Below are 23483 nucleotides of genomic sequence, written 5' to 3'. Positions count from 1 at the left end.
GCGAATAATCCCTCTTTACTTTTCAATCTTTAACGTTTGTAAGTATGCATTTAATGCATCAATTTGATCATCCGTTAAGTTGCCATATTTACCAGTCATTTTATTTCCTGGCTTCATATTTTCAGGATCTTTCAGCCATTTTTTTAAGTTTTCTTCATTATTTTCGGCAATACCAGCAACCGTATCACGATCAGCAAAGTTTGCTAAGTTTGGTGCGATACGAGCGGAAGGTGGTCTACTATCATTAGATCCAACTGCATGACAACCAATACAGCTTTTATTAAATATTTCTTGGCCCTCTTGCGCCTTTGTTGAAGCTACTTCTTTTTTCCCATCAATCTTCTTCATATCAGCAAGCCATTTTTTGTACTCGCTTTCATCTAAAGCTTTCACTTTAAATTGCATTAAAGAATGTGACGGGCCGCAAAACTCTGTACAAAAACCATTATAAGTGCCCGATTTATCTGCCTTTAACCACATTTTGTTTACATTGTCTGTATTTGTATCCATTTTACCAGCTAAAGATGGAACCCAGAATGAATGTTTAATATCGGCACCCTTCAAATTCAAATACACTTTCTTACCTGTGGGGATAACCAAATCTTGAGAAGTTACTATTTTTTCTGATTTATAAGAAAATTCCCACCAATAAAGATTCGCTGTTACATCAACAACGATCGTATCTTTATCAATATTCTTTTTCTCCATCGCACTTACATCAGCAAGTTTGAATGTATATGTAACCGTCGGAACAGCTAAGATTAGTAAAAGAATAATCGGAATAACTGTCCATATAATTTCTAGTTTGTGATTCCCTTCAACTTGTTCTGGAATATAATCTTCCTGACCTTTCTTTTGTCGGAAACGCACAATTACATACAAGAAAATAATAGTAACTACTAGTACTACTCCTACCATGATCGCACTCGCTAGTAAGAGCAGATCATATTGCATTTTTGCTACTTCTCCTTGCGGAATTAAAGTAGATTGAAAGGCTTTACCGCATCCCCCTAACAGTAAAGCCAGCAGTGAAACGAACGAAAGCAGTCGCCACTGTTTCTTCATACAAACAACCCCCACTTTCCTTGTGAATTAGATTGTACTTTATAGTTAAGTAAAGTAAATCTCAACGTAAAGAAATCCAATTATGTCGTTGTCTTAGAAGAATGTAACTACAATCATTGATACAAATAAGATTGTTAAATAATTTAGGGAATAAACAAACATTTGTACGGACCATTTGATGTCATCCTTCTTACGGAAGCCATAAAATCCTAAAACAATCCATCCGATGTTAAGCAATGTTGCAAGTACCATAAATGTTATCCCAAGTCCACTCATATAAAATGGTAGTGGTAATAAACATACTGTCCAAATCATAATTTGGCGTTTCGTAATTTCAAATCCATGAACTACAGGAAGCATTGGAATTCCTGCATTTCGATATTCATCAACACGTTTCATCGCTAACGCAAGGAAATGTGGGATTTGCCAAATAAACATAATTAAAAATAACATCCAAGCAATTGGATGGCCTAAAGATGGATCAATTGCTGCCCATCCAATTAAAGGTGGAACTGCTCCAGAAATACTACCTACAACAGTATTTAGCGTATACTTTCTCTTTGTCCATAAAGTATATAAGACAACATATGTGAAGGCACCAATAAATCCCATTAATACTGCCATCGGTGTTGTTAATAATAAGAATACAAATCCAAGTAGTAATATAACTAGTCCAAATGTAAGTGCAAAACCTGGTTTATACTTTCCTGTAACCGTTGGACGGGTTTTTGTTCTTTCCATTAACGGATCGATGTCTCGATCAATGTAGTTATTTAAACAACATACCCCTGCCATAATTAATCCGGAACCAACGATTGTAAAAAATAGCTTATCCAGATTGTCCATCACACTTAATCCATTAAAGTGTAACGCCAACCAAAATCCTGTAAATACAGTAAGTGTATTTGAGTTTACAATCCCCATTTTAACGAGCGCTGATAAATCTTGTAACCGAGTTGTTTCGGGTACATTTGTTACAGCTGACTCATCATGCAGCTCACTTGTTGCATGGTTCATCACTTTAACCCCCTCTTAAAACTTTCATCTTTCTTTTTGCGCCTATTTCGAATGAAATAATTCGCTTCTATATAGCAATATTATTACAGTAGAAATATTGTTAACCCATTCTACTACTAATCTACGCCCATACTCCAATATATTAAATCATATTTCCCGAACATTTTGTGAAGAAAACATGAACTTTTTGTGTCGAATATAAAAAAGCTTACTTCTTACTTATCCTTATCATAACATGATGTTACTTTCTATAATAAACTATTTTGTCATATTTAACACGTATTCTCCCCATTTCTTTTCAAAATAGCCTATTTCCCCCCTAAAAATTCCCTTATAAATTCTATTTTCACACCCTTTTTCTCCCCTTTGTCTTCCCCCTCCATTTCTTTGCTATTTTATTATTTTTTATATATCATAGGAACTAGCGCGTTTTATTCTATACATAATGGAATGAAAATATTTCGCAATAACTTCATAGCAGAAAGATGGTGAAAGAGATTGCAACGCTTTATTAAATGGTTAGCAGTCATTACAAGTCTTGATTTATTAGTAGTATTATTAGGAGGCGCTTTAGTTACAAAAACAGGTTCTGGCCAAGGCTGCGGTAAATCATGGCCGCTTTGTAATGGTGAGTTAGTTCCATCTAATTTATCGATGGAAACTATTATTGAACTAAGTCACCGCCTTACATCAGGATCAGCAGGAATACTTGTCACTCTCCTTTGTATTTTATCCTGGAAGTATTATAAACATGTGCGCGAAACAAAAACGTTAGCAATTTTATCCTTCGTATTTTTAGTTGCACAAGCATTAATGGGAGCGGCAGCCGTTGTTTGGGGTCAAATGCCAGCTGTACTTGCTATCCATTTTGGTATTTCCTTAATTTCATTCGCTTCTGTTATTTTGTTAACGTGTCTTATTTTTGAAATTGATCAGAAATTTGATGCACGTTCACTTATTATGGATAAAAAAATGAAATTTCACATTTATGGTGTAACAATTTACAGTTATATCGTCGTCTACACAGGGGCTTTAGTACGTCACGAACGAGCTAGCTTAGCCTGTCCAGACTTTCCTTTATGTAGTAAAAATAGACCATGGCCGACTCAATTACATGAGTGGGTTCAAATGGGGCATAGAGCTGCAGCGATATTAATATTCCTTTGGATACTATACGCAATGATTATTGCTATTCGTCAATATAAGCAACAAAGCGTAGTATACTGGGGATGGATTATTTCCTTTATTCTTGTAACACTTCAAGCTATTGTTGGGATTTTAGTTGTATATACAAATGCTAGTTTAGCAATGGCATTATTACATTCCCTATTCATTTCTTGCTTGTTTGCTGTATTATGCTATTTAGTTATGTTAGGAACAAGAAGTAAAGTGAACGCAAAAGAATCCGAATCAACTTCTAAACAAACAAAATAATTTAAAACTAAAATCCCTTGCCGAATCGGCAAGGGATTTTTTGCAATAAAAAAAGAGCTGTATTTACACAGCTCTTTTTTTATTTTAGTGATCTAATTCAATAAGTAAATCACCCGTTTGAATTGCATCACCATCGTTAACATATACTTTCTTCACTTTACCATTGAACGGCGCTTGAACTGTCGTTTCCATTTTCATCGCTTCTGTAATTGCCATAGAATCGCCTTTTTTCACTTCATCGCCTTCTTTTACAACTACTTTAATAACCGTTCCTGGCATCGTTGCGCTAATATGGTTTGGATTTTCACGGTTTCCTTTCACACGTTGTGCAACTGTTGCTTTCACACTTTCGTCTTTCACAACAATCTCACGTGGTTGTCCGTTAAATTCTAAGTAAAGAATACGATTTCCATCCGGCTGAGGTTCTCCAATTGATACTAGTTTAACCATCAATGTTTTACCTTGCTCAATTTCCACATCAATTTCTTCACCAAGTCTCATACCATAGAAGAATGTCGGTGTATCAAGCACAGATACATTACCATACATCTCAGCAACTTTTTCGTAGTCCATAAATACTTTCGGATATAACGCGTACGCAACTACATCGAAAATCGTTACTTCGCGTCCAAGTTTATGGAATAACTCTTCTTTTAAAGCATCAAAATCTACTGGCTCTAACAATTCACCCGGTCTTACTGTTAACGGCTCTTTCCCTTTTAAAATAATCTTTTGTAATTCTTTCGGAAAACCACCGTACGGTTGACCTAAATCACCAGAGAACATTTCAACAACAGATCCTGGGAAATCCAAAGCATGTCCACGCTCTAAAATATCTTGTTCTGTCAAATGGTTTTGAACCATAAATAATGCCATATCACCAACAACTTTTGAAGATGGCGTTACTTTTACAATGTCTCCAAACATGTCATTCACACGACGGTACATTACTTTCACTTCATCGAAGCGATCTCCTAAACCAACCGCCTTTGCTTGTTGCTGAAGATTACTATACTGCCCACCCGGCATTTCGTGCATATATACCTCTGTGTGAGGTGCATTCATACCACTTTCAAACGGTGCATAGTATTTGCGTACATCTTCCCAGTAATGAGATAGTTTTTCTAATGAATCTATATTAACATCTGGTTGTCTTTCATTTCCGCCTAATGCGTAGTATAGTGTGTTCGCACTTGGTTGTGACGTTTGACCTGCCATTGAACTCACCGCTACATCGACAATATCAACACCCGCTTCAATTGCCTTCGTATACGTTAATATACCGTTTCCGCTCGTATCATGTGTGTGCAAGTGAATCGGAATCGATACTGTCTCTTTTAATGCAGAAACTAAATCGTATGCAGCATTAGGTTTTAATAAACCTGCCATATCTTTAATACCTAATATATGAGCACCTGATGCTTCTAATTCTTTCGCCAAGTTTTTATAATAATTCAAATCATATTTACTACGTAACGGATCATGAATATCTCCTGTATAACACATTGTCGCTTCTGCAATTTTGCCAGTATCTCGTACAGCATCAATCGCAACTCTCATACCTTCTACCCAGTTTAAGCTATCAAAAATTCGGAATACATCAATGCCAGCTTGAGCAGAACATTCCACAAATTTTTGAATTAAATTATCTGGATAGTTTTTGTAACCAACTGCGTTTGAAGAGCGAAGTAACATTTGGAATAAAACATTCGGCATTTTTTCACGAAGATCTAGTAATCGTTCCCATGGATCTTCTTTTAAGAAACGATACGCAACATCGAACGTTGCACCGCCCCACATTTCCGCTGAGAATAAGTTCGGTAAAATTCTCGCTGTCGGCTCTGCAATTTGATGTAAATCTTTTGTACGAATACGAGTTGCAAGTAGTGACTGATGCGCATCACGAAATGTTGTATCAGTTAAAAGTACACGTTTTTGATCTTGAACCCACTTTACTAATCCATCCGCTCCACGCTCATCCAAAATTTGTTTTGTTCCATTTTGTATCGGCTCTGAGTGTACTACATTTGGTATACGAGCATCCGGGAAAATTGGTTTCTCTTTTTTCCCTACTCCCGGGAAACCATTTACTGTTACTGAACCAATGTAATTTAACATTTTCGTTCCGCGGTCTTTACGTTTCGGGAATAAGAACAGTTCAGGTGACGCGTCAATAAACGACGTATCATATTCTCCTGATAAGAAGTTTTTATGTTTTACTACATTCTCTAGGAATGGAATATTTGTTTTAATACCACGAATACGGAATTCTTTTAAGTTACGTTCCATTTTTGCAGCAGCTTGTTCAAAAGTAAGAGCCCAAGTCGTAACTTTTACAAGTAAAGAATCGTAGTACGGTGTAATAACTGCACCTTGGAAACTATTACCTGTATCAAGACGAACACCAAAGCCACCGCCTGATCGGTACGCCATAATTTTTCCTGTATCCGGCATAAAATTATTTAGTGGGTCCTCAGTCGTTACACGAGATTGGATTGCAAATCCGTGCACAACCACTTCTTCTTGCTTCGGAACACCTACCATTTTACTATGTAATGCATGTCCATCAGCTATTAAAATTTGCGATTGAACGATATCCACTCCTGTAATCATCTCTGTAATCGTATGTTCAACTTGAACACGTGGGTTTACTTCTATGAAGTAAAACTCATCACCTTTTACAAGAAATTCTACCGTTCCTGCGTTTAAATAGTTTACATTTTTCGTTAACTTCACAGCAGCTTCACAAATACGTTGACGCAAATCATCTGAAAGCGAAACGCTTGGTGCGATTTCGACAACTTTTTGATGGCGACGTTGCACAGAACAGTCACGCTCGAATAAGTGAACAACATTGCCTTCTTCATCTGCTAAAATTTGTACTTCTATATGTTTAGGTTTTTCAACGAATTTTTCAACGTATACTTCATCATTACCAAAGGCTGCTTTTGCTTCTGATTTCGCGCGATTATACGATTCTCTTAATTCTTCACTAGCTCGTACTATACGCATACCTCGACCGCCACCACCAAGGGACGCTTTAATAATAATCGGGTAATCATACTTTTCAGCAAACTCTTCGACTTCTTCTATTGAATCTATTGGGCCATCACTACCAGGAATAACCGGAATTTGTGCTAGCTGCGCTTGTGTTCTTGCTTTCACTTTATCTCCAAACATATCTAAATGCTCACTTTTCGGACCAATAAAGATAATTCCTTCTTCTTCACAACGTTTTGCAAATTGGATATTTTCTGACAAGAAACCATATCCAGGGTGGATTGCATCTACATGATTGCTTTTCGCAATCTCAATAATGCCCTCAATATCTAGATAAGCATCAATTGGCTTTTTCCCTTCCCCAACTAAATAGGACTCATCGGCTTTATAGCGATGATAAGAACCGCTATCCTCTTTAGAATAGATTGCAACTGTTTTTAATCCAAGTTCCGAACAAGCTCGAAACACACGAATTGCAATCTCTCCACGGTTAGCTACCAATACTTTTTGAATACGTTGCAGCTTTGTCATGATTTTCCCCCTCTACTTTCCTACCACTTTAGAGATAAAATATATACACACCATAAAAAGCGTGAAGTTCTTCACTTTCCACATTATATTATACTTAGAAAGTTTCACTTTATTTTTATCCATCATACCTTATTTTTTAACAAATGATAAGTTTTCTGTGCAATTTGTTTCACAAAAATAGTATAGCATACCTCTTCCTTTTCGAACAACCTAATTGTATATCACATTTGTTTTAATGTGATATATTTTTTGGATATAAAAATAATTAATATATCACATTTGAAATTACTTTAAATAAAAAAACACATTGTGCTCTACAGCACAATGTGTTTTTATTTTACAACTACAAGATGCGGTCCACCTTGTTCTCTTTCTTTAGCTAACTCATTTTGTTGTTTTTCTTGTCTTTTCACATGACTAGCAATATTCAATAATATCCCCATCGCAAGTAGATTGGCTAACAAGGAACTTCCGCCGTAACTAACAAAAGGTAACGGTACCCCAGTAAGCGGTATTAATCCAGACATACCACCGACATTGATAAACGTTTGAACTCCAAACAAACTTGCAATTCCGATGGCTATTAAACTTCCAAATGGATCTGTACACTTTTGCGCCACTCTAAATGAGCGAATGATAATTAACAATAAACAGATTAAAATGATAGCTACACCTATAAAGCCTAGCTCTTCAGATATAATCGCCATAATAAAATCCGTTTGTGGCTCTGGTAAGTAACCATACTTTTGTATACTATTCCCTAATCCTCTACCATTTAACCCGCCTGAAGCAATTCCAATAAATGAATTTATTAATTGAAATCCATCCTTTTGCGGATCGCTAAATGGATCCAGAAAAACTGAAAATCGCGCTTTTTGGTATGGACTTAATTTATAATTCCCAATAAAATACAACATCGGGACCCATACTATAGACGTTAATAAGAATCTTTTTATCCATAAATTAACACTAACTCCTGAACAAAGAAACATGATTCCTACCGTTCCCGCAATTAACATATCAGTACCTAAGTCATTTTGCTTTAAAATTAAAAACATAATTAAACCAATACCTAAAAGTACCGGTCCCGATCCTTTGAAAACGGACGTATTCGTTTCTTGCCTTTTCGCAAAAAAATGAGCCAATACGAGAATAACTGTTATCTTTACAAATTCCGCAGGCTGTATTCCAAATATCCATCCGTTTGCACCGTTTACTGACTTCGTGAAAAAGGCAGCTGCCGCTAATAAGGCAACACTAGCACCGTAACTCCCCAACAAAAAAATTCGTTTTCTCCAAACTTTATATGGGATAGTAGCCATAATTATTAATACCATTGTCCCAACAACTAAAGTAAGTAATTGTCTTTTAAAAAAGAAATTTGCTGGTTTATCAAACCGCGAAATCGCAACAATGGAACTAGAACTATATACCATTATGACTCCCAGCACACATAAAATAACAAGAGGAAGTAATAATGAATAATCCATTGATTTCCATATTCTTTTCATTTCATTTCCTCTCTCTGTTTCAAATTAATTATTGTTGTATTCCATATGTATATACGTTCTTCCTGCTTTATTATACAGATAAAAAGCTCAAACTGTTTTAGTTTGAGCCCCCTTATTTGAACCCGTTATTGTTGTTTGTTTGTAAATGCTTCATGAAGTGCAGATAACTCACGTTCGAGCTCTCCTAACATTGCTTTCCCTTGCTCTTCTGCAATAAGACCAAGGCGAACCGCAAAATCGACCTCGCGGGATAGTCCAAACATTTGTGTGTCTAAAACTTCTTCATATAATGGACATTGCGGCATTGTAAGATGGTCCATTTGCACCTTAATAAGTCTTAAAATCTTCTCTGCATCCGCTTGTAGAAGGGCTAGTGCCTTTTCCTGATGATTTGATACTGTCTCAGACGCCAAATTGATTCCCTCCGTTTCCGTCCTACTCTCTCATATCTATTAATATTAGCGATAGTTTTAATAAATTGCAATAGAAACATTTTTTGTGACAACAGTGTCTAATACTATTATACTGAAAAGTGGGAGTATAACACAAATGGGGGAACAACAATGAGCGAAATTTTATTTATTAATGGAAAAGTACGTTTTCCAATCACTATTGATCCAACTGTTTGGATTTTTGACGATCGAAAAGTAGATTTGACAACTTACTTTGATGAAACTAGAGAAAACACGTCTGAACTAGAAGCTTACTTAAAGAACACTTCAGAACATTGGGATCGTGAAATCCGTGATGGTGCTGCCTTCCCGCCAATACAACAAAGTGTAAAGAAATATAAAAAAGAACAGCTGATTACTGGGACATTTGGTATACCATTTCATCCATTTCTTGCTAACGCCGAAATTTTAGAGGACGCTATGCAAGTTGAAATTGAAACAGTAGATACTATCATTACACTTCCATTAGAAACGGTCAACAAGGCCATTCTTGGTTTTTCAAAAGAAGGAAAACCATTAAAAGAAGACGGACCTGTACATCTATATTTCAATGATGGATCTAATAGACAAAATCCAATCCGTAACATCCGTAAATTCACAATTATTTAACGAGTATACTTGAAAGAAAAAAAGGAGTGAGCTGAAGCTCACTCCTTTTTACAATAAATCCGCTGCTAGTTGAGCTAAATTCGAGCGCTCCCCTTTAACAAACTTTACATGACCACTAATACGTTGCTCTTTAAATTTCTCGACAACGTATGTTAAACCGTTATTATATTCATCTAAATATGGATGATCGATTTGCTGAGGATCTCCCATTAATACAATCTTACTTTTCTCTCCTACTCTCGTTAATATCGTCTTCACTTCATGCTTCGTTAAATTTTGTGCCTCATCAATAATAATGAATTGGTCTGGAATACTTCTGCCACGTATATAAGTAAGAGCCTCTACTTCAATCGAACCCATTCCAGCTAAAATAGCATCTAATTCCCCTGGCTTTTTCGTATTAAATAAATACTCTAGATTATCAAAAATCGGCTGCATCCATGGTCTTAACTTTTCTTCTTTTTCTCCTGGTAAATAACCGATATCTTTTCCGACTGGAACAATTGGTCTTGCAACAAGTAATTTTTTATATAACCCTAAATCTTCCGTTTGCATTAATCCCGAAGCTAACGCAAGTAACGTTTTTCCTGTACCAGCTTTCCCCGTTAACGTTACAAGCGGAATATCTTCGCGAAGCAACAATTCTAATCCCATTATTTGCTGCACGTTTCGTGGTCGTATCCCCCACACTTGCTCATTGTGAAAAATAAGTTTCTTCACCTTCTTACCTAAGTGATCTACAATGCCAAGTGCAGAACTAGAACCCCCAAGTGCATCCTTCATTACCACAAACTGATTTGGATAAAAAGGATGATTTGCAATTTCAGATAAAGGTAATTCACCTTTTTCATAAAAATAATCCAATTGTTCTTTTGATATATACCCTTCTAAAAAACCTGAATATATATTATCTACTTCAATTACGCGATCACTTAAATAATCTTCAGCCTTCAATCCAATTGCATCAGCTTTTACCCTTACGAGCACGTCTTTACTTACTAAAATAACAGACTTCCCGTCCTCTTTTTCTTGTTCTTCTAAAGATAGATTTTTCGCTACTGCTAAAATTCGATTATCATTTGTTTTTTCTACAAAAATATCTTGTAGTTGAACAAATGAACGATGATTTAATTCAATACGAAATGTACCGCCGTTTTCTAGCGGAATACTTTCATGCAGCTTTCCTATTTCACGAAATTTATCTATTAACTTAGATACATAACGAGCATTTCGTCCTACTTCGTCCATATAACGTTTCTTCGAATCAACCTCTTCTAATACAACTGCCGGAATCACTACTTCATTGGTTTCAAATGAAAAAATAGATAAAGGATCCTGCAAAAGTACATTCGTATCTAACACATAAATTTTATCCAACCTGTTACCCCCTGACTCCACTTTTAAATTTGTAGAACAAGGGTTTCATCCATAAAATATGGACGAACCATTGTTATAATTATATGTACCGTATAAACGAGGTAGAATCGAAAATTATAGCAATTAAACCTTTTCTTTATTTTTTATTCATTTCTATTCAATATATTACTTTTAATTTTAATTATTAACGTTAAATCGCAATAACTGATTCCAAAAGTTAATGAACAATTTTCTTATTCATCTCACTTATAATTCTTTTATCCCTACCAACACTTGGTTATCCAGTTTTTTTGCTGCCCGAAGATCGTATGTTTTTTCATATTTTGGTTCAATTGCAAGTTTTGCTCCATAAAACATAACATCACGTACTTCTTGCACACTTACTTCTATTACAGCTAATTTTAGAGGAATGCCTTCCATTCTATCTGTCAAAATTTCACCTGCACCACTTATGGAAAATACGGATCCATTCGCCATTATAGTCAATACCACTCCCGGATTGCGCCTTATATTTTCCACAATACGTGAACGTTGATCTACCGCAAATCGAATACTAGTTTCACTCACTGCATACACCCAAGAAATAGCACTTACGTTAGGAACTTGTTTTTCGAAATCTGTTGTTGCTACCATAACAATACATTCTTTACGGAACGTTTGTACTAAATCATCTGTTAATGTAGGCTCTACTACATTCGCCATATTTCCACCTCCAAATATACTTAATATATCCTTATCATAACTTATTTTTCGAATTGCGAAAATATTATTTTTTCCTCCTATTATTCAAAAACATCATACTTCCATGATATACTTATACCGATAGAATTCGTATTGAGGTGACGAAATGAGAGTCAAATGTATGATCTGTGATAAAAAAGATATGTTAGATGACGAAAATCCTACGGCAAAAAAACTGCGTAATCGCCCTATTCATACATATATGTGCATGGAATGTTCGGAACGAATTGCAGAGCGTACGATGGAACGTCATGCAAGTGGTAATTTCCGATTATACCGTGATAAAAAAGTTGAAGACGATTGGTAAAATATAAATAAGTCCTTAATCATATCGATAAGGACTTATTTATATTTTTCAGGTTCACGATTCATCTGATCCAAAAAACAATCAATAGCTTCTAATGGAAATCTCACAGATTTTCTTTCCCCATCAATTTCATATGTAATCAAATACATTTCCTCATTCTTTTTAACTTCCACATCCCTTAATTTATGTTCTTCATATATCATATTTTGAAATAACAAATACGTTTCTTTCGCAGCACTATCATCGGGGCGTGCTTCCGCAACTGTTTTAATCGTTAACCAATTATATAGTGCATCTTGTACTGAACGCATGTCATTAATTCCCCCTCATCCTACTTTTTCTTGTTTTGCGTAAGCGCAATCTATAAATTCCTAGTACAATTGCTGCTACAACAAGCCCCTCCCCAACAGGTAAAAATACAGCAAAAAAGGTTAACACTGTACACCCAATTGCTAAAGAAATATATATCACGATATTTTTTAGTACAGATAATTTTCTAGCAAATCCTAAATTATAAACGAGAGCACTTAATATAATAATCGTTCCATAAAGTAACCACATTCCTAACTCTGGATTTTCATCCACCTTACATAATTTAGCAAAAAAAGACATCCTTTCTAACACACTCTTCCCCCCTAGCTATAAAAACAAGTTTTCTTTATACACTTAATACAAGAGTAACTCGCAAAAAAAATACTGTCCACAAAAAAGAATAAATATTCTAAAAATAAATAAAACAAAAAAACAACTACCTTTTGGAAAGGTAGTTGTTTTTTTGTTTTTACGCTTCTACAGATTTCTTTTTCTTAGCAGCTCTTTCGCGCTCGCTCTTATCAAGAATCTTTTTACGTAGACGGATTGATTCCGGAGTCACTTCACAGAACTCGTCATCGTTTAAGTACTCTAATGACTCTTCTAAAGTCATTAAGCGTGGTTTTTTCATTGTTGAAGTTTGGTCTTTCGTTGCAGAACGAATGTTAGTTTGTTGTTTCATTTTTACAACGTTAACTGTTAAATCATTTTCACGTGTATGTTCTCCAACAATCATACCAGCATATACTTCTGTACCTGGTTCAACGAAGATTACACCACGATCTTCAACTTGCATAATACCGTATTGTGATGCTTTTCCTGTTTCAAGTGAAACTAGAACACCTTGACGACGTCCACCTACTTGTCCAGCGTGTACTGGTTGGTAGCAATCGAATGTATGGTTTAAAATACCGTAACCACGAGTTAATGTTAAGAATTCTGTTGTGTAACCAATTAAACCACGTGCTGGAACCATGAAAGTAAGGCGAACTTGACCGTTTCCGTTATTCACCATATCTAACATTTCACCTTTACGTGCACCCATTGATTCCATAATAGAACCAGTGTATTCTTCAGGCACATCGATTTGTACGCGCTCTACAGGCTCACATCTTACGCCATCAACATCTTTAATAATTACTTCAGGCTTAGATACTTGTAGTTCATAACCTTCACGACGCATGTTTTCAATTAGGATAGATAAATGTAACTCACCACGTCCAGATACGATCCACGCATCAGGAGAATCTGTATTATCTACACGTAAACTTACATCTGTTTCTAATTGTGAACGAAGACGCTCTTCAATTTTACGAGATGTAATGTATTTACCTTCACGACCTGCAAATGGGCTGTTATTTACAAGGAATGTCATTTGTAGTGTTGGCTCATCAATACGTAATAATGGTAAAGCCTCTTCATGCTCAACTGGGCATACTGTTTCACCAACGTTAATGTCTTCCATACCTGAAACAGCTACTAAATCTCCAGCTTTTGCTTCTTCAATTTCTTGACGTTTTAATCCAATGTAACCAAATAATTTCGTTACACGGAATTGTTTTACACTTCCGTCAACCTTCATTAATGCAACTTGTTGTCCTACTTTCATAGTACCGCGGAATACGCGTCCAACTCCGATACGACCAACATAGTCATTGTAATCAAGAAGTGCTACTTGGAATTGAAGTGGCTCTTCACTGTTATCCACTGGTGCTGGAATATGTTCAATAATTGTGTCAAACAATGATTTCATATTCTCTTCTTGATTTGCTGGATTTGAATCTAAGCTTGCTGTTCCGTTCATTGCTGATGCAAATACAACTGGGAACTCTAATTGATCTTCGTTTGCACCAAGCTCGATGAATAAGTCAACAACTTCATCAACTACTTCGTCAGGGCGAGCAAAGTCACGGTCAATTTTGTTTACAACTACGATTGGTGTTAAGTTTTGCTCAAGAGCTTTCTTTAAAACAAATCGTGTTTGTGGCATACAACCTTCATATGCATCAACAACAAGTAGAACACCATCAACCATTTTCATGATACGTTCTACTTCTCCACCGAAGTCCGCATGACCAGGTGTATCTAAAATGTTAATTCTTTTATCTTCATAGTGAATCGCAGTATTTTTCGCTAAAATTGTAATACCGCGTTCTCTTTCTAGATCATTTGAGTCCATTGCGCGTTCTTCAATATGTTCATTCGCACGGAACGTCCCCGCTTGACGTAATAACTGGTCAACAAGTGTTGTTTTACCATGGTCAACGTGGGCAATAATTGCTATATTTCGTAAATCTTGTCGTTTTTTCAACATGTCCAACTCCTAATGTCTTTTTAATCCTTCTCTATTATAAGAGCGAAGGGGATACAATGGCAATCAAAATAAAATCAAGAATGAAAATATAGTTGTATTCTTACTTTTGTGAAAGTAAAATGAGATTGGAGGGTGAAGAAATGGAACACATTCAATATCGCTTTTTATTAACTGCAATTATCGGTGTTATTTTCTTAATCGGTATCGGCATTATGGTTGCTGAAAATAGTCCCATTGGTATTATTATTTGCATTATCGGCACATTTGTTACAGTTGGATATGGTTTTGTAACAAAAAGAAAAATGCGTAAATCGCAATAATGTTAAAAAGTAAGAAGCTTGTATATAGCCTCTTACTTTTTTTGTTACTGCGATATAAATGATAATACTTCCTCATATACTCCCGGTTTTGCAACTAATACACTGCTTTTCTCTATAATAGACAGCGGAGCTCCGGAGAATGTTGTCACCTTTCCTCCAACTTCCTCAACTATGATCTGCCCCCCACCAAAATCCCATGGTGATAATCTCGGCGTTACATATGCATCTATTCTTCCCGTTGCAACGTATACCATTTCTAATGCTGCACAGCCATATGATCTCGTACCCCTTGCTTTCTTAACAAGTGCCATCATACTTTCCATATTAAGCAATGGATTGTCGGTAAGCCATATCGCATTTAAAGCTATAATACCATTCTCTACTGTTCCTTTTTCCAATAGAGGAATTGGCGTATCATTACAAAACGCTCCAACTCCCTTTACCGCATGATATAATTCATCATGAACAGGATCATAAATAAGACCAATTTTTCCGATACCGTTCTCATAAATTCCAATTGAAATTGCGAAATTTCTTTTTTGATGTACAAAATTCATTGTACCATCAATTGGATCAATTAACCAAACAACCCCGTCAGAAGAAGTTATCTCATCTCCATAGCCTTCTTCTCCTAAAATATTATGGGTTGGGAATGTTTCTTTAATTTTCCCAATTAAATACTGTTCTATTTCCCGGTCCATGTTTGTTACTAAATCAGCTGCATTTGATTTCGTTTCTATAATAAGTGCTTGTTTCAGTGATGCCATTAAGCGCTCTCCTGCATCTCGAATCCACCGTTTGGCATGTGCATCGATATCTTTCCATACCTCTTGCATGTTTAAACACTCCGATCTATACTGTTCACAGAAAAAACGAACCCTTTATAAGGTTCGCACCAACTAATTTTTTATACATATACTATTATTACGCTTCTAAACGAATCATTTCAAGTCTCAACACTTCTAATTTTTGTACGCACTCTTCTTTTTTCTGTTTGTCATCCTCCATCATTGCATCATATAAAGTTGCTAATTCATAATCTAGCTCCAAACGTAGCACCGGTATTCTCTTTTCAGCATCTGTTCTCTTTAACGCATTAATCACCTGTCTCATATTATTTGCCTCCTCCCAATATTCGTCTGCCCTCGGACTAGAATTAATTCAATTTTCTGATTTTTTGTTTTATACTATACTATGTTGGATAAATCATCTATGCAACAAAATTATATTTTTTTATTTAAATTTTTTTGTGCTGTTTTTTTTATGAATAGTACAAGCTATGCTAAAATAAAAACAAAATAGGAGTTGGAGGAACAATCATGACACTACAAACATTCAAATCAACTGATTTTGATGTCTTTACAGTTGATGGTCTCGAAGAACGAATGAGTGCAATTAAAACGAACATTCATCCTAAGCTAGAAGCTTTAGGGGAACAGTTTGCAGAGTATTTATCCAAACAAACTGATGAGAACTTTTTTTATCATGTTGCAAAACATGCACGCCGCAAAGTCAATCCACCAAACGATACTTGGGTTGCTTTTTCAACAAATAAACGAGGATATAAAATGCTACCACATTTTCAAATTGGTTTATGGGGTACTCATGCCTTCATATACTTTGGTTTAATCTATGAGTGTCCACAAAAAGTGGAGACGGCTCACGCCTTCTTAGAACATTTAAATGATTTAAAAACAAATATTCCAAATGACTTCGTTTGGTCCATTGACCATACTAAACCAAGTGTAAAATTGCATAAAACGCTTGAAACAGAAGACTTACAAAAGATGATTGAACGTTTAGCTACTGTGAAAAAAGCAGAACTATTAGTTGGTATTCATATATCACCAGAGGAGTTTTCAGCAATGACCAACGAACAATTCCTTGCTAAGATTGAATCTACGATGCAATCACTCCTTCCTTTATATGCACTTTGTAATCGATAGTAGAAAACGGACAATTTATATTGTCCGTTTTTAGTTGTTATCACATTATATCACTTCAGTTTTTATTTTTCAAAATATTTTTACATTTTCACAAGCTTTTGTTCTTCGACTTCTTTCGCCCTTTGAATAGTACGATATATAGAATATCCACTTACTTCTTGAAACTCTTTATCAATTTTCTTTTCTTCTGCTTTTGATGGAACAATCTCTTTAAAACGACGATATAATCCCATTAATTCTTCTCTTCTAATTCCTTTTTCATATGCCTTCTCAATTGCTTCATAAAACTTCACAATGGCAACCATTTCTTCATTTGACCAATCGTAATCTAACGGATATTGATATTCCATTTTACACCTCATTTATCATTTCTACGTGTTTCATTATGCTATCTTAAAGAGAATTTTTTATTCTTCATTATAGCCACTCTGCATTATACACTATTTATTCATTTTAATGGAATTGTCTTCCTCTATGAGTTGACTTGGAAATAACTATTACACATACTCACCATAAAAATATTTTTTTATATACATCCATAATTATTGGTGATATAATGCTTTTGTTTTATAGAAAATAAAGTGTGACTACCATCCAAAAGGATTTTGTGAATGGCAGGAAAACAAGTCTCGTTTTAAAAGTTAATTACCTTACTTTCCTTTTAGAATGAGATGAAATCATATAAAACAAATTCTAATAAATATTACAAAAAAGAAGGGGTGTATAGATTGTCCCAATACGAAACACCATTGTTTACCGCTTTAGTTGAGCACAGTAAGCGAAATCCAATCCAATTCCATATTCCTGGTCATAAAAAAGGACAGGGCATGGATCCTGAATTTCGCGAATTTATTGGGCATAACGCATTAGCAATTGATTTAATTAATATTGCGCCACTCGATGATTTACATCATCCAAAGGGTATGATTAAAGAAGCACAGGATTTAGCTGCTGCTGCATTTGGTGCAGATCATACTTTCTTTTCTATTCAAGGTACAAGTGGCGCTATTATGACAATGGTGATGAGCGTTTGCGGTCCTGGTGACAAAATCCTAGTACCACGAAACGTGCATAAATCAGTAATGTCAGCTATTATTTTCTCAGGTGCAAAACCTATTTTCATGCATCCTGAAATCGATCCAAAACTTGGTATTTCTCATGGAATTACAATTCAATCTGTCAAAAAAGCACTTGAAGAACACTCAGATGCCAAAGGCTTACTTGTTATTAATCCAACCTACTTTGGCTTTGCTGCAGACTTAGAACAGATTGTACAATTAGCACATTCGTATGATATCCCTGTACTAGTCGATGAGGCTCATGGTGTTCATATTCATTTTCACGATGAATTACCGATGTCAGCGATGCAAGCTGGTGCAGATATGGCAGCAACAAGTGTTCACAAATTAGGAGGCTCTTTAACTCAAAGTTCTATTCTTAATGTGAAAGAAGGTCTTGTGAACGTAAAACATGTTCAATCTATTATTAGCATGCTTACGACTACATCAACTTCTTACATCTTATTAGCATCTCTTGATGTAGCAAGAAAACGTCTTGCTACAGAAGGAACAGCGCTCATAGAACAAACAATACAATTAGCTGAACATGTTCGTGATGCTATAAATGCTATTGAGCACCTTTACTGTCCTGGAAAAGAAATGTTAGGTACAGACGCTACTTTTAACTATGATCCTACAAAGATAATTGTGTCTGTGAAAGATTTAGGTATTACCGGCCATCAGGCTGAAGTATGGCTTAGAGAGCAATATAACATTGAAGTAGAACTCTCCGATTTATACAACATACTATGTCTTATCACTTTTGGAGATACAGAAAGCGATACAAATACGCTTATTGCAGCATTACAAGATTTAGCGGAAACATTTAGAAATAGGGCAGATAAAGGTGTTCAAGTACAAGTAGAAATTCCAGAAATACCGGTGCTAGCACTTTCTCCACGAGATGCTTTTTATTCAGAAACAGAAGTCATTCCATTTGAAAATGCGGCAGGTCGTATTATAGCTGATTTTGTTATGGTTTATCCACCAGGGATTCCAATCTTTACTCCGGGGGAAATTATTACACAAGATAACTTAGAGTATATTCGTAAAAATTTAGAAGCAGGTTTACCTGTACAAGGTCCTGAAGATATGACATTACAAACATTACGTGTTATTAAAGAGTACAAGCCTATCAGTTGATAGGCTTTTCTTTCACCTTTTTTCCCTTTCTTCATACGCTACTAAAGAATGTAACGTATAGGTGGGGATACCATTATGATTGTAATAGGTCGTTCTATTGTACACCCTTATATCACAAATGAATATGAGCCATTTGCAGCTGAGAAGCAACAAATTTTATCCATAATGGCAGGAAATCAAGAAGTTTATTCCTTCCGAACTGCTGACGAACTCAGCTTTGATTTAAATTTGCGAGTTAATATTATTATTTCTGCATTAGAACTTTTTCAAAGTGGATTTCAGTTTCGTACGTTTCAACAATCCTTTTGCAACCCCCAGTTTTGGAAAAGAACATCTTTAGGGGGATTCCAACTACTTCCAAATATACCACCTTCTATTGCCATACAAGATATTTTCAAAAACGGGAAACTATATGGGACTGAATGCGCAACCGCTATGATAATTATTTTTTACAAAGCTTTACTATCATTGTATGAGGAAGAAACCTTCAATCGCCTCTTTGCAAATCTTTTACTTTATACTTGGGACTACGATCAAGATTTAAAACTCATAACAAAAACAGGTGGCGACCTTGTTCCTGGTGATCTCGTTTACTTTAAAAACCCACAAGTGAATCCAGCTACGATTGAGTGGCAAGGAGAAAACACAATCTATCTAGGAAATTTCTTTTTTTACGGACATGGCGTAGGTGTAAAAACAAAAGAAGAAATTATCTACTCATTAAATGAACGACGCGTCCCTTACGCTTTTATTTCAGCTTTTTTGACCGATACTATTACTCGTATTGATAGCCGTATAATGAGTCAATACGCCTCTCCAAACACACCACAAACAGCCATAGGGTTTATTCCGATTAGAGATGATGCAATCGTTGCTACAGTTGGCCATACAACTACAATTTATTAAAAAAAGCGCCTACACATGTAGGCGCTTTTTTTAATAATTAAGCTTTTGTATGTTCTTTATGGTCACATTCGCAATGAGATCCACATTTCCCATATAATACTGTTGATTTTTCATCTTCAAAATGTGCGATTGTTCCTTCACATACTTGGCATACGATTGTTCCCATTTTTCATTTCCCCCTGATTTTTAATAGTAATCTACTTATTTATCATTAAGCTTTCGCATTATCTCTATTAGCACAATCACAATTTGTACCACATTTTCCGTAAAGTACTGTCGTTTTCTCATCTTCAAAATGTGCGATTGTTCCTTCGCATACTTGACATACGATTGTTCCCATTTTTCATTTCCCCCTAAGTTTATGGTCCTAAAAACTTTCAGTTGTCCATGTCCTATCAATTATTGGGCTTTTGTATGCTCTGTGTGATCACATCCGCAAGATCCACATTTCCCGTAAAGTACCGTTACTTTCTCATCCTCGAAGTGTGCAATTGTACCTTCACAATCTTGACATACGATTGTTCCCATTTTTCATTTCCCCCTAAGTTTATAATCCCAAAAACTTTTGTAACCGCTTAACTTTCTGTCTTTATTTTAATATGTTATACTTTTTACGTCAATAGGTTTTTAGTATAACACATTAAATATTTTAATTTTAAATTAGTATGCGATATTGACACAAAAAAACAGCCATATTTATACGTACGACTGTTTCAAATTAATTATTCTTCATATTCTGCATGCAATGAAGTAGATGGAACGAGAAATTTAAAAAACTGAGCTAACTCCGCTGCTTCCTCTTGAGATCCTAACTTGAAAATTTCCTGCATATACTGCACATTCTCTACATCATCTTGTCCCAGTAAAGTAGACCTTCCCGTTTGCATACAAACAATGAGTGGCTTTCCAAAAAACATATTTGTATAAACAATCCCAAAGTCATAACGAGTATCATGTGTCATAAATCCTAAAAATCGTACCTTCACACTTTCATGCTCATCATACAATTTTTCAAACATTGGTTTCCACCTCTCTACATCACCTTTCCTACTCATACATATATTAAACAAAAAAAGCAATACTCCTTTTAATTGTCAAAAAATTCGGTAGGTTGTAGAATGATATTATTCTACTAAGCTAGGGGGAACTTATATGCAACATGCCTTTATTACGCTTGTACCTAAATCCAATCAACACTCTGTTTCAACAGATGATATAAAACAACTTTTTCAGTACTATAAAACAGTTACTTCCCAAACCGGAGTTCAAATTAATTACGCTTATACAAATACCGCTTTTCCTTATGAAATTTTAGATACATCAGCAACAACACTAAAGCTTCAATCCAATCATGATCGATATGACTCAATTTATGTCGGTGTTGGAATAGAAAATGAACAATCTTTCATTCAAATTTCTTTACCCTCTAATGCAACATTTGGTGATAAAGGAAAAGCAAATGAATTTTGCCGTTTTCTAGCGAAGAAATTAGAAGGAGAATTACAATTATTTAATGGAAGGATAATGTATTTCTATAAACGTTAGTTTAAAAACAAAAATAAACGATTAGAAAAATCATACTATTCGTGCAAGTAAGAAGCATTGCTTTTCTCCTTGCACTTAGTATGACATACGCTATCACATACGCTAAATAAAAAAATATGAGAAAAAGAAAAATTTTATAATGAAGTTTATCACGACTTGACAATAATAACACTGCTGAAAATCCACTCCATAAAGCTAGATGTAAAAATGAAACTAGCGTAATTTTCATAGCGTTACCTCCTATCTCTTCTATTATAATGTGGAGTCCATCCCTCTCCATATTAAAAAAACAAACTTCTTCGTATAGAAAACATTTGAAGCTTCTACTTACTCTATGATTTATCTTCTACCATTTATTTAAGTGCTTAACTATTTATATGCCCAAACTCCCTCGTTTTTACGTTACATTATCTTTATTTTCTTACAATATAGAATTTTCTATCAGTTGCATGGTATAATTCCTTTGGATTAACTATAGAAAGGAATCAATGATACATGGTATTTAGTAACCTATTTTTTTTATGTCTTTTTTTACCTGCAATTCTTCTAGTGTACTATTCAGTACGTAAAGAATTACAAAACATCGTTCTTTTGTTATTTAGTTTATTATTTTATGCCTGGGGAGAGCCTATATATGTCTTCCTTATGCTTTTTTCTATTTTCATTAACTATTGGTTCGGGTTATGGCTTAATACAGGACAAATATCTAATACAAATAGAAAACTCATTCTTACTATAGCAATCGTCGTCAATATTGCTATACTAGGATATTTTAAATATGCTAATTTCTTAGTAGATAATATAAACGGGATTTTTCATACAAACATTGTACTCGAAAAAATCCCATTACCAATCGGGATTTCATTTTTCACTTTCCATGCAATGAGTTATATTATTGATATTTACAAAAGAAAAGTAGAGGCTCAGCGAAATCTGTTTGATTTGGCGCTATACTTTACTATTTTCCCTCAATTAGTTGCGGGACCAATTGTTCGGTATAACACAATAGCTCATCAATTACATGTTAGAACCGTTAATGCTGATATGTTTTCAGAAGGCATTCGTCGTTTTATCCTTGGATTAGGAAAAAAAGTTTTGATTGCAAATCAATTGGGAGCTATTGCCGATGAAATATTTGCAATGGACCCAGCAACAATGAGCGTATCTACTGCTTGGATTGGTGCGATCGCTTATACATTACAAATTTATTTCGATTTTTCAGGCTACAGTGATATGGCCATTGGATTAGGAAAAATGTTCGGGTTTGATTTCTTAGAAAACTTCAATTATCCGTATATATCAAAATCGATTTCTGAATTTTGGCGTCGCTGGCATATTTCCCTTGGTTCATGGTTCCGTGATTATGTCTATATCCCACTAGGTGGCAATCGAGTATCTAGCTGGAAAATCTATCGTAATCTCTTTATAGTATGGGCGCTAACAGGTTTTTGGCATGGGGCTAGTTGGACATTTATGATTTGGGGTATCTATTACGGATGTTTAATTGCTTTGGAAAAATCCGGTTTTGAGAAAATCTTGCAAAAATTATGGTGGCCAATTCAACATGTATACGTGCTGTTTTTAGTGATTATCGGTTGGGTTTTCTTCAGAGCTGACAACTTTAGCTACTGTTCTAAATTTTTACAAGCAATGTTCGGATTAAATGGATCGTTGACTGACATTACTAGTTATTTCTATGTGATGAATTATTGGGGAATCTTTATACTTGCAATAGTGACATCAGCTCCAATTTTCTCTTGGATCAAGACTCTATTTGTAAATAAAAAGATAGTACTTTTATCTCCACTTTACTATTTGAGTGTTTTAATCATTACTATGATGTACTTAACGAATGCAACTTACAATCCATTTATTTACTTCCGCTTCTAAAGGAG

At 35.1% G+C, this 23483-nt stretch carries 27 protein-coding genes; 9 read left to right on the top strand and 18 right to left on the bottom strand.

The features are described 5' to 3' along the window. Positions 1 to 15: 15 nt before the first annotated feature. Positions 16 to 1065 (bottom strand): cytochrome c oxidase subunit II, encoded by a 1050-nt coding sequence (gene coxB, locus JDS81_RS03955; RefSeq protein WP_000745270.1) that lies wholly within the window; start codon positions 1063 to 1065, stop codon positions 16 to 18. Between the two features lie 93 nt (positions 1066 to 1158). Further along, a complete protein-coding gene (gene ctaB / locus JDS81_RS03950; RefSeq protein ID WP_097954279.1) occupies positions 1159 to 2082 on the bottom strand; it encodes a protoheme IX farnesyltransferase in 924 nt (307 codons plus the stop codon). Between the two features lie 498 nt (positions 2083 to 2580). Between ctaB and ctaA the strand changes: the two genes are divergently transcribed. After that, positions 2581 to 3516, top strand: coding sequence for a heme A synthase (ctaA, locus tag JDS81_RS03945; protein ID WP_001188753.1), 936 nt, complete (start codon positions 2581 to 2583; stop codon positions 3514 to 3516). 84 nt (positions 3517 to 3600) lie between these two features. Here ctaA and pyc read toward each other — a convergent pair whose 3' ends face one another. The 3 genes from pyc to JDS81_RS03930 all read right to left on the bottom strand — a co-directional run bounded on the left by pyc (position 3601) and on the right by JDS81_RS03930 (position 8971). Then, a complete protein-coding gene (pyc, locus tag JDS81_RS03940) occupies positions 3601 to 7047 on the bottom strand; it encodes a pyruvate carboxylase (protein ID WP_097954280.1) in 3447 nt (1148 codons plus the stop codon). 332 nt (positions 7048 to 7379) lie between these two features. After that, positions 7380 to 8558, bottom strand: a complete 1179-nt coding sequence (locus JDS81_RS03935; RefSeq protein ID WP_097954281.1) for an FtsW/RodA/SpoVE family cell cycle protein — start codon at positions 8556 to 8558, stop codon at positions 7380 to 7382. Positions 8559 to 8683: 125 nt separating this feature from the next. Next, positions 8684 to 8971, bottom strand: coding sequence for an Fpa/YlaN family protein (locus JDS81_RS03930; RefSeq protein WP_000135695.1), 288 nt, complete (start codon positions 8969 to 8971; stop codon positions 8684 to 8686). 150 nt (positions 8972 to 9121) lie between these two features. On the opposite strand from JDS81_RS03930, the gene JDS81_RS03925 reads away from it, so the two are divergent. After that, positions 9122 to 9619, top strand: coding sequence for a hypothetical protein (locus JDS81_RS03925; RefSeq protein WP_097880919.1), 498 nt, complete (start codon positions 9122 to 9124; stop codon positions 9617 to 9619). A 48-nt stretch (positions 9620 to 9667) separates the two neighbouring features. Here JDS81_RS03925 and JDS81_RS03920 read toward each other — a convergent pair whose 3' ends face one another. Together JDS81_RS03920 and JDS81_RS03915 are read right to left on the bottom strand one after the other, a co-directional pair. After that, the gene (locus tag JDS81_RS03920; RefSeq protein WP_000358079.1) at positions 9668 to 10996 is read right to left on the bottom strand and encodes a PhoH family protein; all 1329 of its coding nucleotides are present in this window, start codon (positions 10994 to 10996) and stop codon (positions 9668 to 9670) included. A 246-nt stretch (positions 10997 to 11242) separates the two neighbouring features. Further along, positions 11243 to 11698, bottom strand: a complete 456-nt coding sequence (locus JDS81_RS03915) for a pyridoxamine 5'-phosphate oxidase family protein (protein ID WP_000024575.1) — start codon at positions 11696 to 11698, stop codon at positions 11243 to 11245. A gap of 145 nt (positions 11699 to 11843) precedes the next feature. Between JDS81_RS03915 and JDS81_RS03910 the strand changes: the two genes are divergently transcribed. Further along, entirely contained in the window at positions 11844 to 12044 is a 201-nt protein-coding gene (locus JDS81_RS03910; RefSeq protein WP_002093346.1) for a YlaI family protein, read from the top strand. Positions 12045 to 12079: 35 nt separating this feature from the next. Here JDS81_RS03910 and JDS81_RS03905 read toward each other — a convergent pair whose 3' ends face one another. From JDS81_RS03905 to typA, 3 genes are all read right to left on the bottom strand, one after another. Next, positions 12080 to 12355, bottom strand: coding sequence for a hypothetical protein (locus JDS81_RS03905; RefSeq protein WP_001258146.1), 276 nt, complete (start codon positions 12353 to 12355; stop codon positions 12080 to 12082). Positions 12356 to 12359: 4 nt separating this feature from the next. Then, positions 12360 to 12668 (bottom strand): YlaH-like family protein, encoded by a 309-nt coding sequence (locus tag JDS81_RS03900; RefSeq protein WP_097954282.1) that lies wholly within the window; start codon positions 12666 to 12668, stop codon positions 12360 to 12362. A gap of 157 nt (positions 12669 to 12825) precedes the next feature. Beyond that, positions 12826 to 14670 carry a translational GTPase TypA gene (gene typA / locus JDS81_RS03895; RefSeq protein WP_000914753.1) on the bottom strand — a complete coding sequence of 615 codons (1845 nt, stop codon included), beginning with the start codon at positions 14668 to 14670 and terminating at the stop codon, positions 12826 to 12828. A 140-nt stretch (positions 14671 to 14810) separates the two neighbouring features. Between typA and JDS81_RS03890 the strand changes: the two genes are divergently transcribed. Further along, positions 14811 to 14990, top strand: a complete 180-nt coding sequence (locus tag JDS81_RS03890; RefSeq protein ID WP_000400129.1) for a DUF5325 family protein — start codon at positions 14811 to 14813, stop codon at positions 14988 to 14990. 44 nt (positions 14991 to 15034) lie between these two features. On the opposite strand, the gene JDS81_RS03885 is transcribed toward JDS81_RS03890, so the two are convergent. After that, positions 15035 to 15826, bottom strand: a complete 792-nt coding sequence (locus JDS81_RS03885) for an inositol monophosphatase family protein (RefSeq protein WP_001158712.1) — start codon at positions 15824 to 15826, stop codon at positions 15035 to 15037. An 88-nt stretch (positions 15827 to 15914) separates the two neighbouring features. Then, on the bottom strand, positions 15915 to 16103 hold the full coding sequence (locus JDS81_RS03880) for a hypothetical protein (protein ID WP_001250164.1): 189 nt from the start codon (positions 16101 to 16103) through the stop codon (positions 15915 to 15917). A gap of 206 nt (positions 16104 to 16309) precedes the next feature. On the opposite strand from JDS81_RS03880, the gene JDS81_RS03875 reads away from it, so the two are divergent. Continuing rightward, the gene (locus JDS81_RS03875; RefSeq protein WP_000175079.1) at positions 16310 to 16936 is read left to right on the top strand and encodes a YktB family protein; all 627 of its coding nucleotides are present in this window, start codon (positions 16310 to 16312) and stop codon (positions 16934 to 16936) included. Between the two features lie 80 nt (positions 16937 to 17016). Here JDS81_RS03875 and JDS81_RS03870 read toward each other — a convergent pair whose 3' ends face one another. After that, entirely contained in the window at positions 17017 to 17286 is a 270-nt protein-coding gene (locus JDS81_RS03870) for a UPF0223 family protein (RefSeq protein ID WP_000456544.1), read from the bottom strand. A gap of 378 nt (positions 17287 to 17664) precedes the next feature. Between JDS81_RS03870 and speA the strand changes: the two genes are divergently transcribed. Beyond that, complete coding sequence (gene speA, locus JDS81_RS03865) at positions 17665 to 19137, top strand: arginine decarboxylase (RefSeq protein ID WP_000084886.1); 1473 nt, start codon at positions 17665 to 17667, stop codon at positions 19135 to 19137. A gap of 75 nt (positions 19138 to 19212) precedes the next feature. Further along, the gene (locus JDS81_RS03860) at positions 19213 to 20043 is read left to right on the top strand and encodes a protein-glutamine gamma-glutamyltransferase (protein WP_000635336.1); all 831 of its coding nucleotides are present in this window, start codon (positions 19213 to 19215) and stop codon (positions 20041 to 20043) included. A 37-nt stretch (positions 20044 to 20080) separates the two neighbouring features. Here the strand turns inward: JDS81_RS03860 and JDS81_RS03855 are convergent, their stop codons facing one another. The 4 genes from JDS81_RS03855 to JDS81_RS03840 all read right to left on the bottom strand — a co-directional run bounded on the left by JDS81_RS03855 (position 20081) and on the right by JDS81_RS03840 (position 21062). Then, complete coding sequence (locus JDS81_RS03855; protein WP_000536785.1) at positions 20081 to 20209, bottom strand: GapA-binding peptide SR1P; 129 nt, start codon at positions 20207 to 20209, stop codon at positions 20081 to 20083. Positions 20210 to 20254: 45 nt separating this feature from the next. Further along, positions 20255 to 20383, bottom strand: a complete 129-nt coding sequence (locus tag JDS81_RS03850) for a GapA-binding peptide SR1P (protein ID WP_000536788.1) — start codon at positions 20381 to 20383, stop codon at positions 20255 to 20257. Between the two features lie 59 nt (positions 20384 to 20442). Then, positions 20443 to 20571 carry a GapA-binding peptide SR1P gene (locus JDS81_RS03845; RefSeq protein ID WP_000536778.1) on the bottom strand — a complete coding sequence of 43 codons (129 nt, stop codon included), beginning with the start codon at positions 20569 to 20571 and terminating at the stop codon, positions 20443 to 20445. Between the two features lie 194 nt (positions 20572 to 20765). Then, a complete protein-coding gene (locus tag JDS81_RS03840; RefSeq protein ID WP_000462031.1) occupies positions 20766 to 21062 on the bottom strand; it encodes a DUF3055 domain-containing protein in 297 nt (98 codons plus the stop codon). A gap of 133 nt (positions 21063 to 21195) precedes the next feature. Here JDS81_RS03840 and JDS81_RS03835 point away from each other — a divergent pair, with 133 nt between their 5' ends. After that, the gene (locus JDS81_RS03835) at positions 21196 to 21588 is read left to right on the top strand and encodes a DUF1885 family protein (RefSeq protein ID WP_097954283.1); all 393 of its coding nucleotides are present in this window, start codon (positions 21196 to 21198) and stop codon (positions 21586 to 21588) included. 1 nt (position 21589) lies between these two features. Here JDS81_RS03835 and JDS81_RS03830 read toward each other — a convergent pair whose 3' ends face one another. Beyond that, positions 21590 to 21817, bottom strand: a complete 228-nt coding sequence (locus JDS81_RS03830; RefSeq protein ID WP_097880907.1) for a hypothetical protein — start codon at positions 21815 to 21817, stop codon at positions 21590 to 21592. 266 nt (positions 21818 to 22083) lie between these two features. Here JDS81_RS03830 and JDS81_RS03825 point away from each other — a divergent pair, with 266 nt between their 5' ends. Continuing rightward, positions 22084 to 23478: an MBOAT family O-acyltransferase gene (locus JDS81_RS03825; RefSeq protein WP_000232074.1), complete on the top strand. Its 1395-nt coding sequence runs from the start codon at positions 22084 to 22086 to the stop codon at positions 23476 to 23478. Positions 23479 to 23483 lie beyond the last annotated feature (5 nt).

Origin of the sequence: Bacillus cereus group sp. N31, assembly GCF_016483245.1 — a bacterium.
Lineage (GTDB): Bacteria > Bacillota > Bacilli > Bacillales > Bacillaceae_G > Bacillus_A > Bacillus_A toyonensis.
The sequence above is the reverse complement of the archived record's forward strand: the minus strand, read 5'-3'. Positions and strand labels throughout refer to the sequence as shown.

What these genes read in the sequence shown, in the direction of transcription:
- coxB (WP_000745270.1), bottom strand. Translation starts at nt 1,065, where the DNA reads ATGAAGAAACAGTGGCGACTGCTTTCGTTCGTTTCACTGCTGGCTTTA.
- ctaB (WP_097954279.1), bottom strand. Translation starts at nt 2,082, where the DNA reads ATGAACCATGCAACAAGTGAGCTGCATGATGAGTCAGCTGTAACAAAT.
- pyc (WP_097954280.1), bottom strand. Translation starts at nt 7,047, where the DNA reads ATGACAAAGCTGCAACGTATTCAAAAAGTATTGGTAGCTAACCGTGGA.
- JDS81_RS03935 (WP_097954281.1), bottom strand. Translation starts at nt 8,558, where the DNA reads ATGAAAAGAATATGGAAATCAATGGATTATTCATTATTACTTCCTCTT.
- JDS81_RS03925 (WP_097880919.1), top strand. Translation starts at nt 9,122, where the DNA reads ATGAGCGAAATTTTATTTATTAATGGAAAAGTACGTTTTCCAATCACT.
- JDS81_RS03915 (WP_000024575.1), bottom strand. Translation starts at nt 11,698, where the DNA reads ATGGCGAATGTAGTAGAGCCTACATTAACAGATGATTTAGTACAAACG.
- JDS81_RS03910 (WP_002093346.1), top strand. Translation starts at nt 11,844, where the DNA reads ATGAGAGTCAAATGTATGATCTGTGATAAAAAAGATATGTTAGATGAC.
- JDS81_RS03905 (WP_001258146.1), bottom strand. Translation starts at nt 12,355, where the DNA reads ATGCGTTCAGTACAAGATGCACTATATAATTGGTTAACGATTAAAACA.
- typA (WP_000914753.1), bottom strand. Translation starts at nt 14,670, where the DNA reads ATGTTGAAAAAACGACAAGATTTACGAAATATAGCAATTATTGCCCAC.
- JDS81_RS03890 (WP_000400129.1), top strand. Translation starts at nt 14,811, where the DNA reads ATGGAACACATTCAATATCGCTTTTTATTAACTGCAATTATCGGTGTT.
- JDS81_RS03885 (WP_001158712.1), bottom strand. Translation starts at nt 15,826, where the DNA reads ATGCAAGAGGTATGGAAAGATATCGATGCACATGCCAAACGGTGGATT.
- JDS81_RS03880 (WP_001250164.1), bottom strand. Translation starts at nt 16,103, where the DNA reads ATGAGACAGGTGATTAATGCGTTAAAGAGAACAGATGCTGAAAAGAGA.
- JDS81_RS03875 (WP_000175079.1), top strand. Translation starts at nt 16,310, where the DNA reads ATGACACTACAAACATTCAAATCAACTGATTTTGATGTCTTTACAGTT.
- JDS81_RS03870 (WP_000456544.1), bottom strand. Translation starts at nt 17,286, where the DNA reads ATGGAATATCAATATCCGTTAGATTACGATTGGTCAAATGAAGAAATG.
- JDS81_RS03860 (WP_000635336.1), top strand. Translation starts at nt 19,213, where the DNA reads ATGATTGTAATAGGTCGTTCTATTGTACACCCTTATATCACAAATGAA.
- JDS81_RS03855 (WP_000536785.1), bottom strand. Translation starts at nt 20,209, where the DNA reads ATGGGAACAATCGTATGCCAAGTATGTGAAGGAACAATCGCACATTTT.
- JDS81_RS03850 (WP_000536788.1), bottom strand. Translation starts at nt 20,383, where the DNA reads ATGGGAACAATCGTATGTCAAGTATGCGAAGGAACAATCGCACATTTT.
- JDS81_RS03845 (WP_000536778.1), bottom strand. Translation starts at nt 20,571, where the DNA reads ATGGGAACAATCGTATGTCAAGATTGTGAAGGTACAATTGCACACTTC.
- JDS81_RS03840 (WP_000462031.1), bottom strand. Translation starts at nt 21,062, where the DNA reads ATGTTTGAAAAATTGTATGATGAGCATGAAAGTGTGAAGGTACGATTT.
- JDS81_RS03835 (WP_097954283.1), top strand. Translation starts at nt 21,196, where the DNA reads ATGCAACATGCCTTTATTACGCTTGTACCTAAATCCAATCAACACTCT.
- JDS81_RS03830 (WP_097880907.1), bottom strand. Translation starts at nt 21,817, where the DNA reads ATGAAAATTACGCTAGTTTCATTTTTACATCTAGCTTTATGGAGTGGA.
- JDS81_RS03825 (WP_000232074.1), top strand. Translation starts at nt 22,084, where the DNA reads ATGGTATTTAGTAACCTATTTTTTTTATGTCTTTTTTTACCTGCAATT.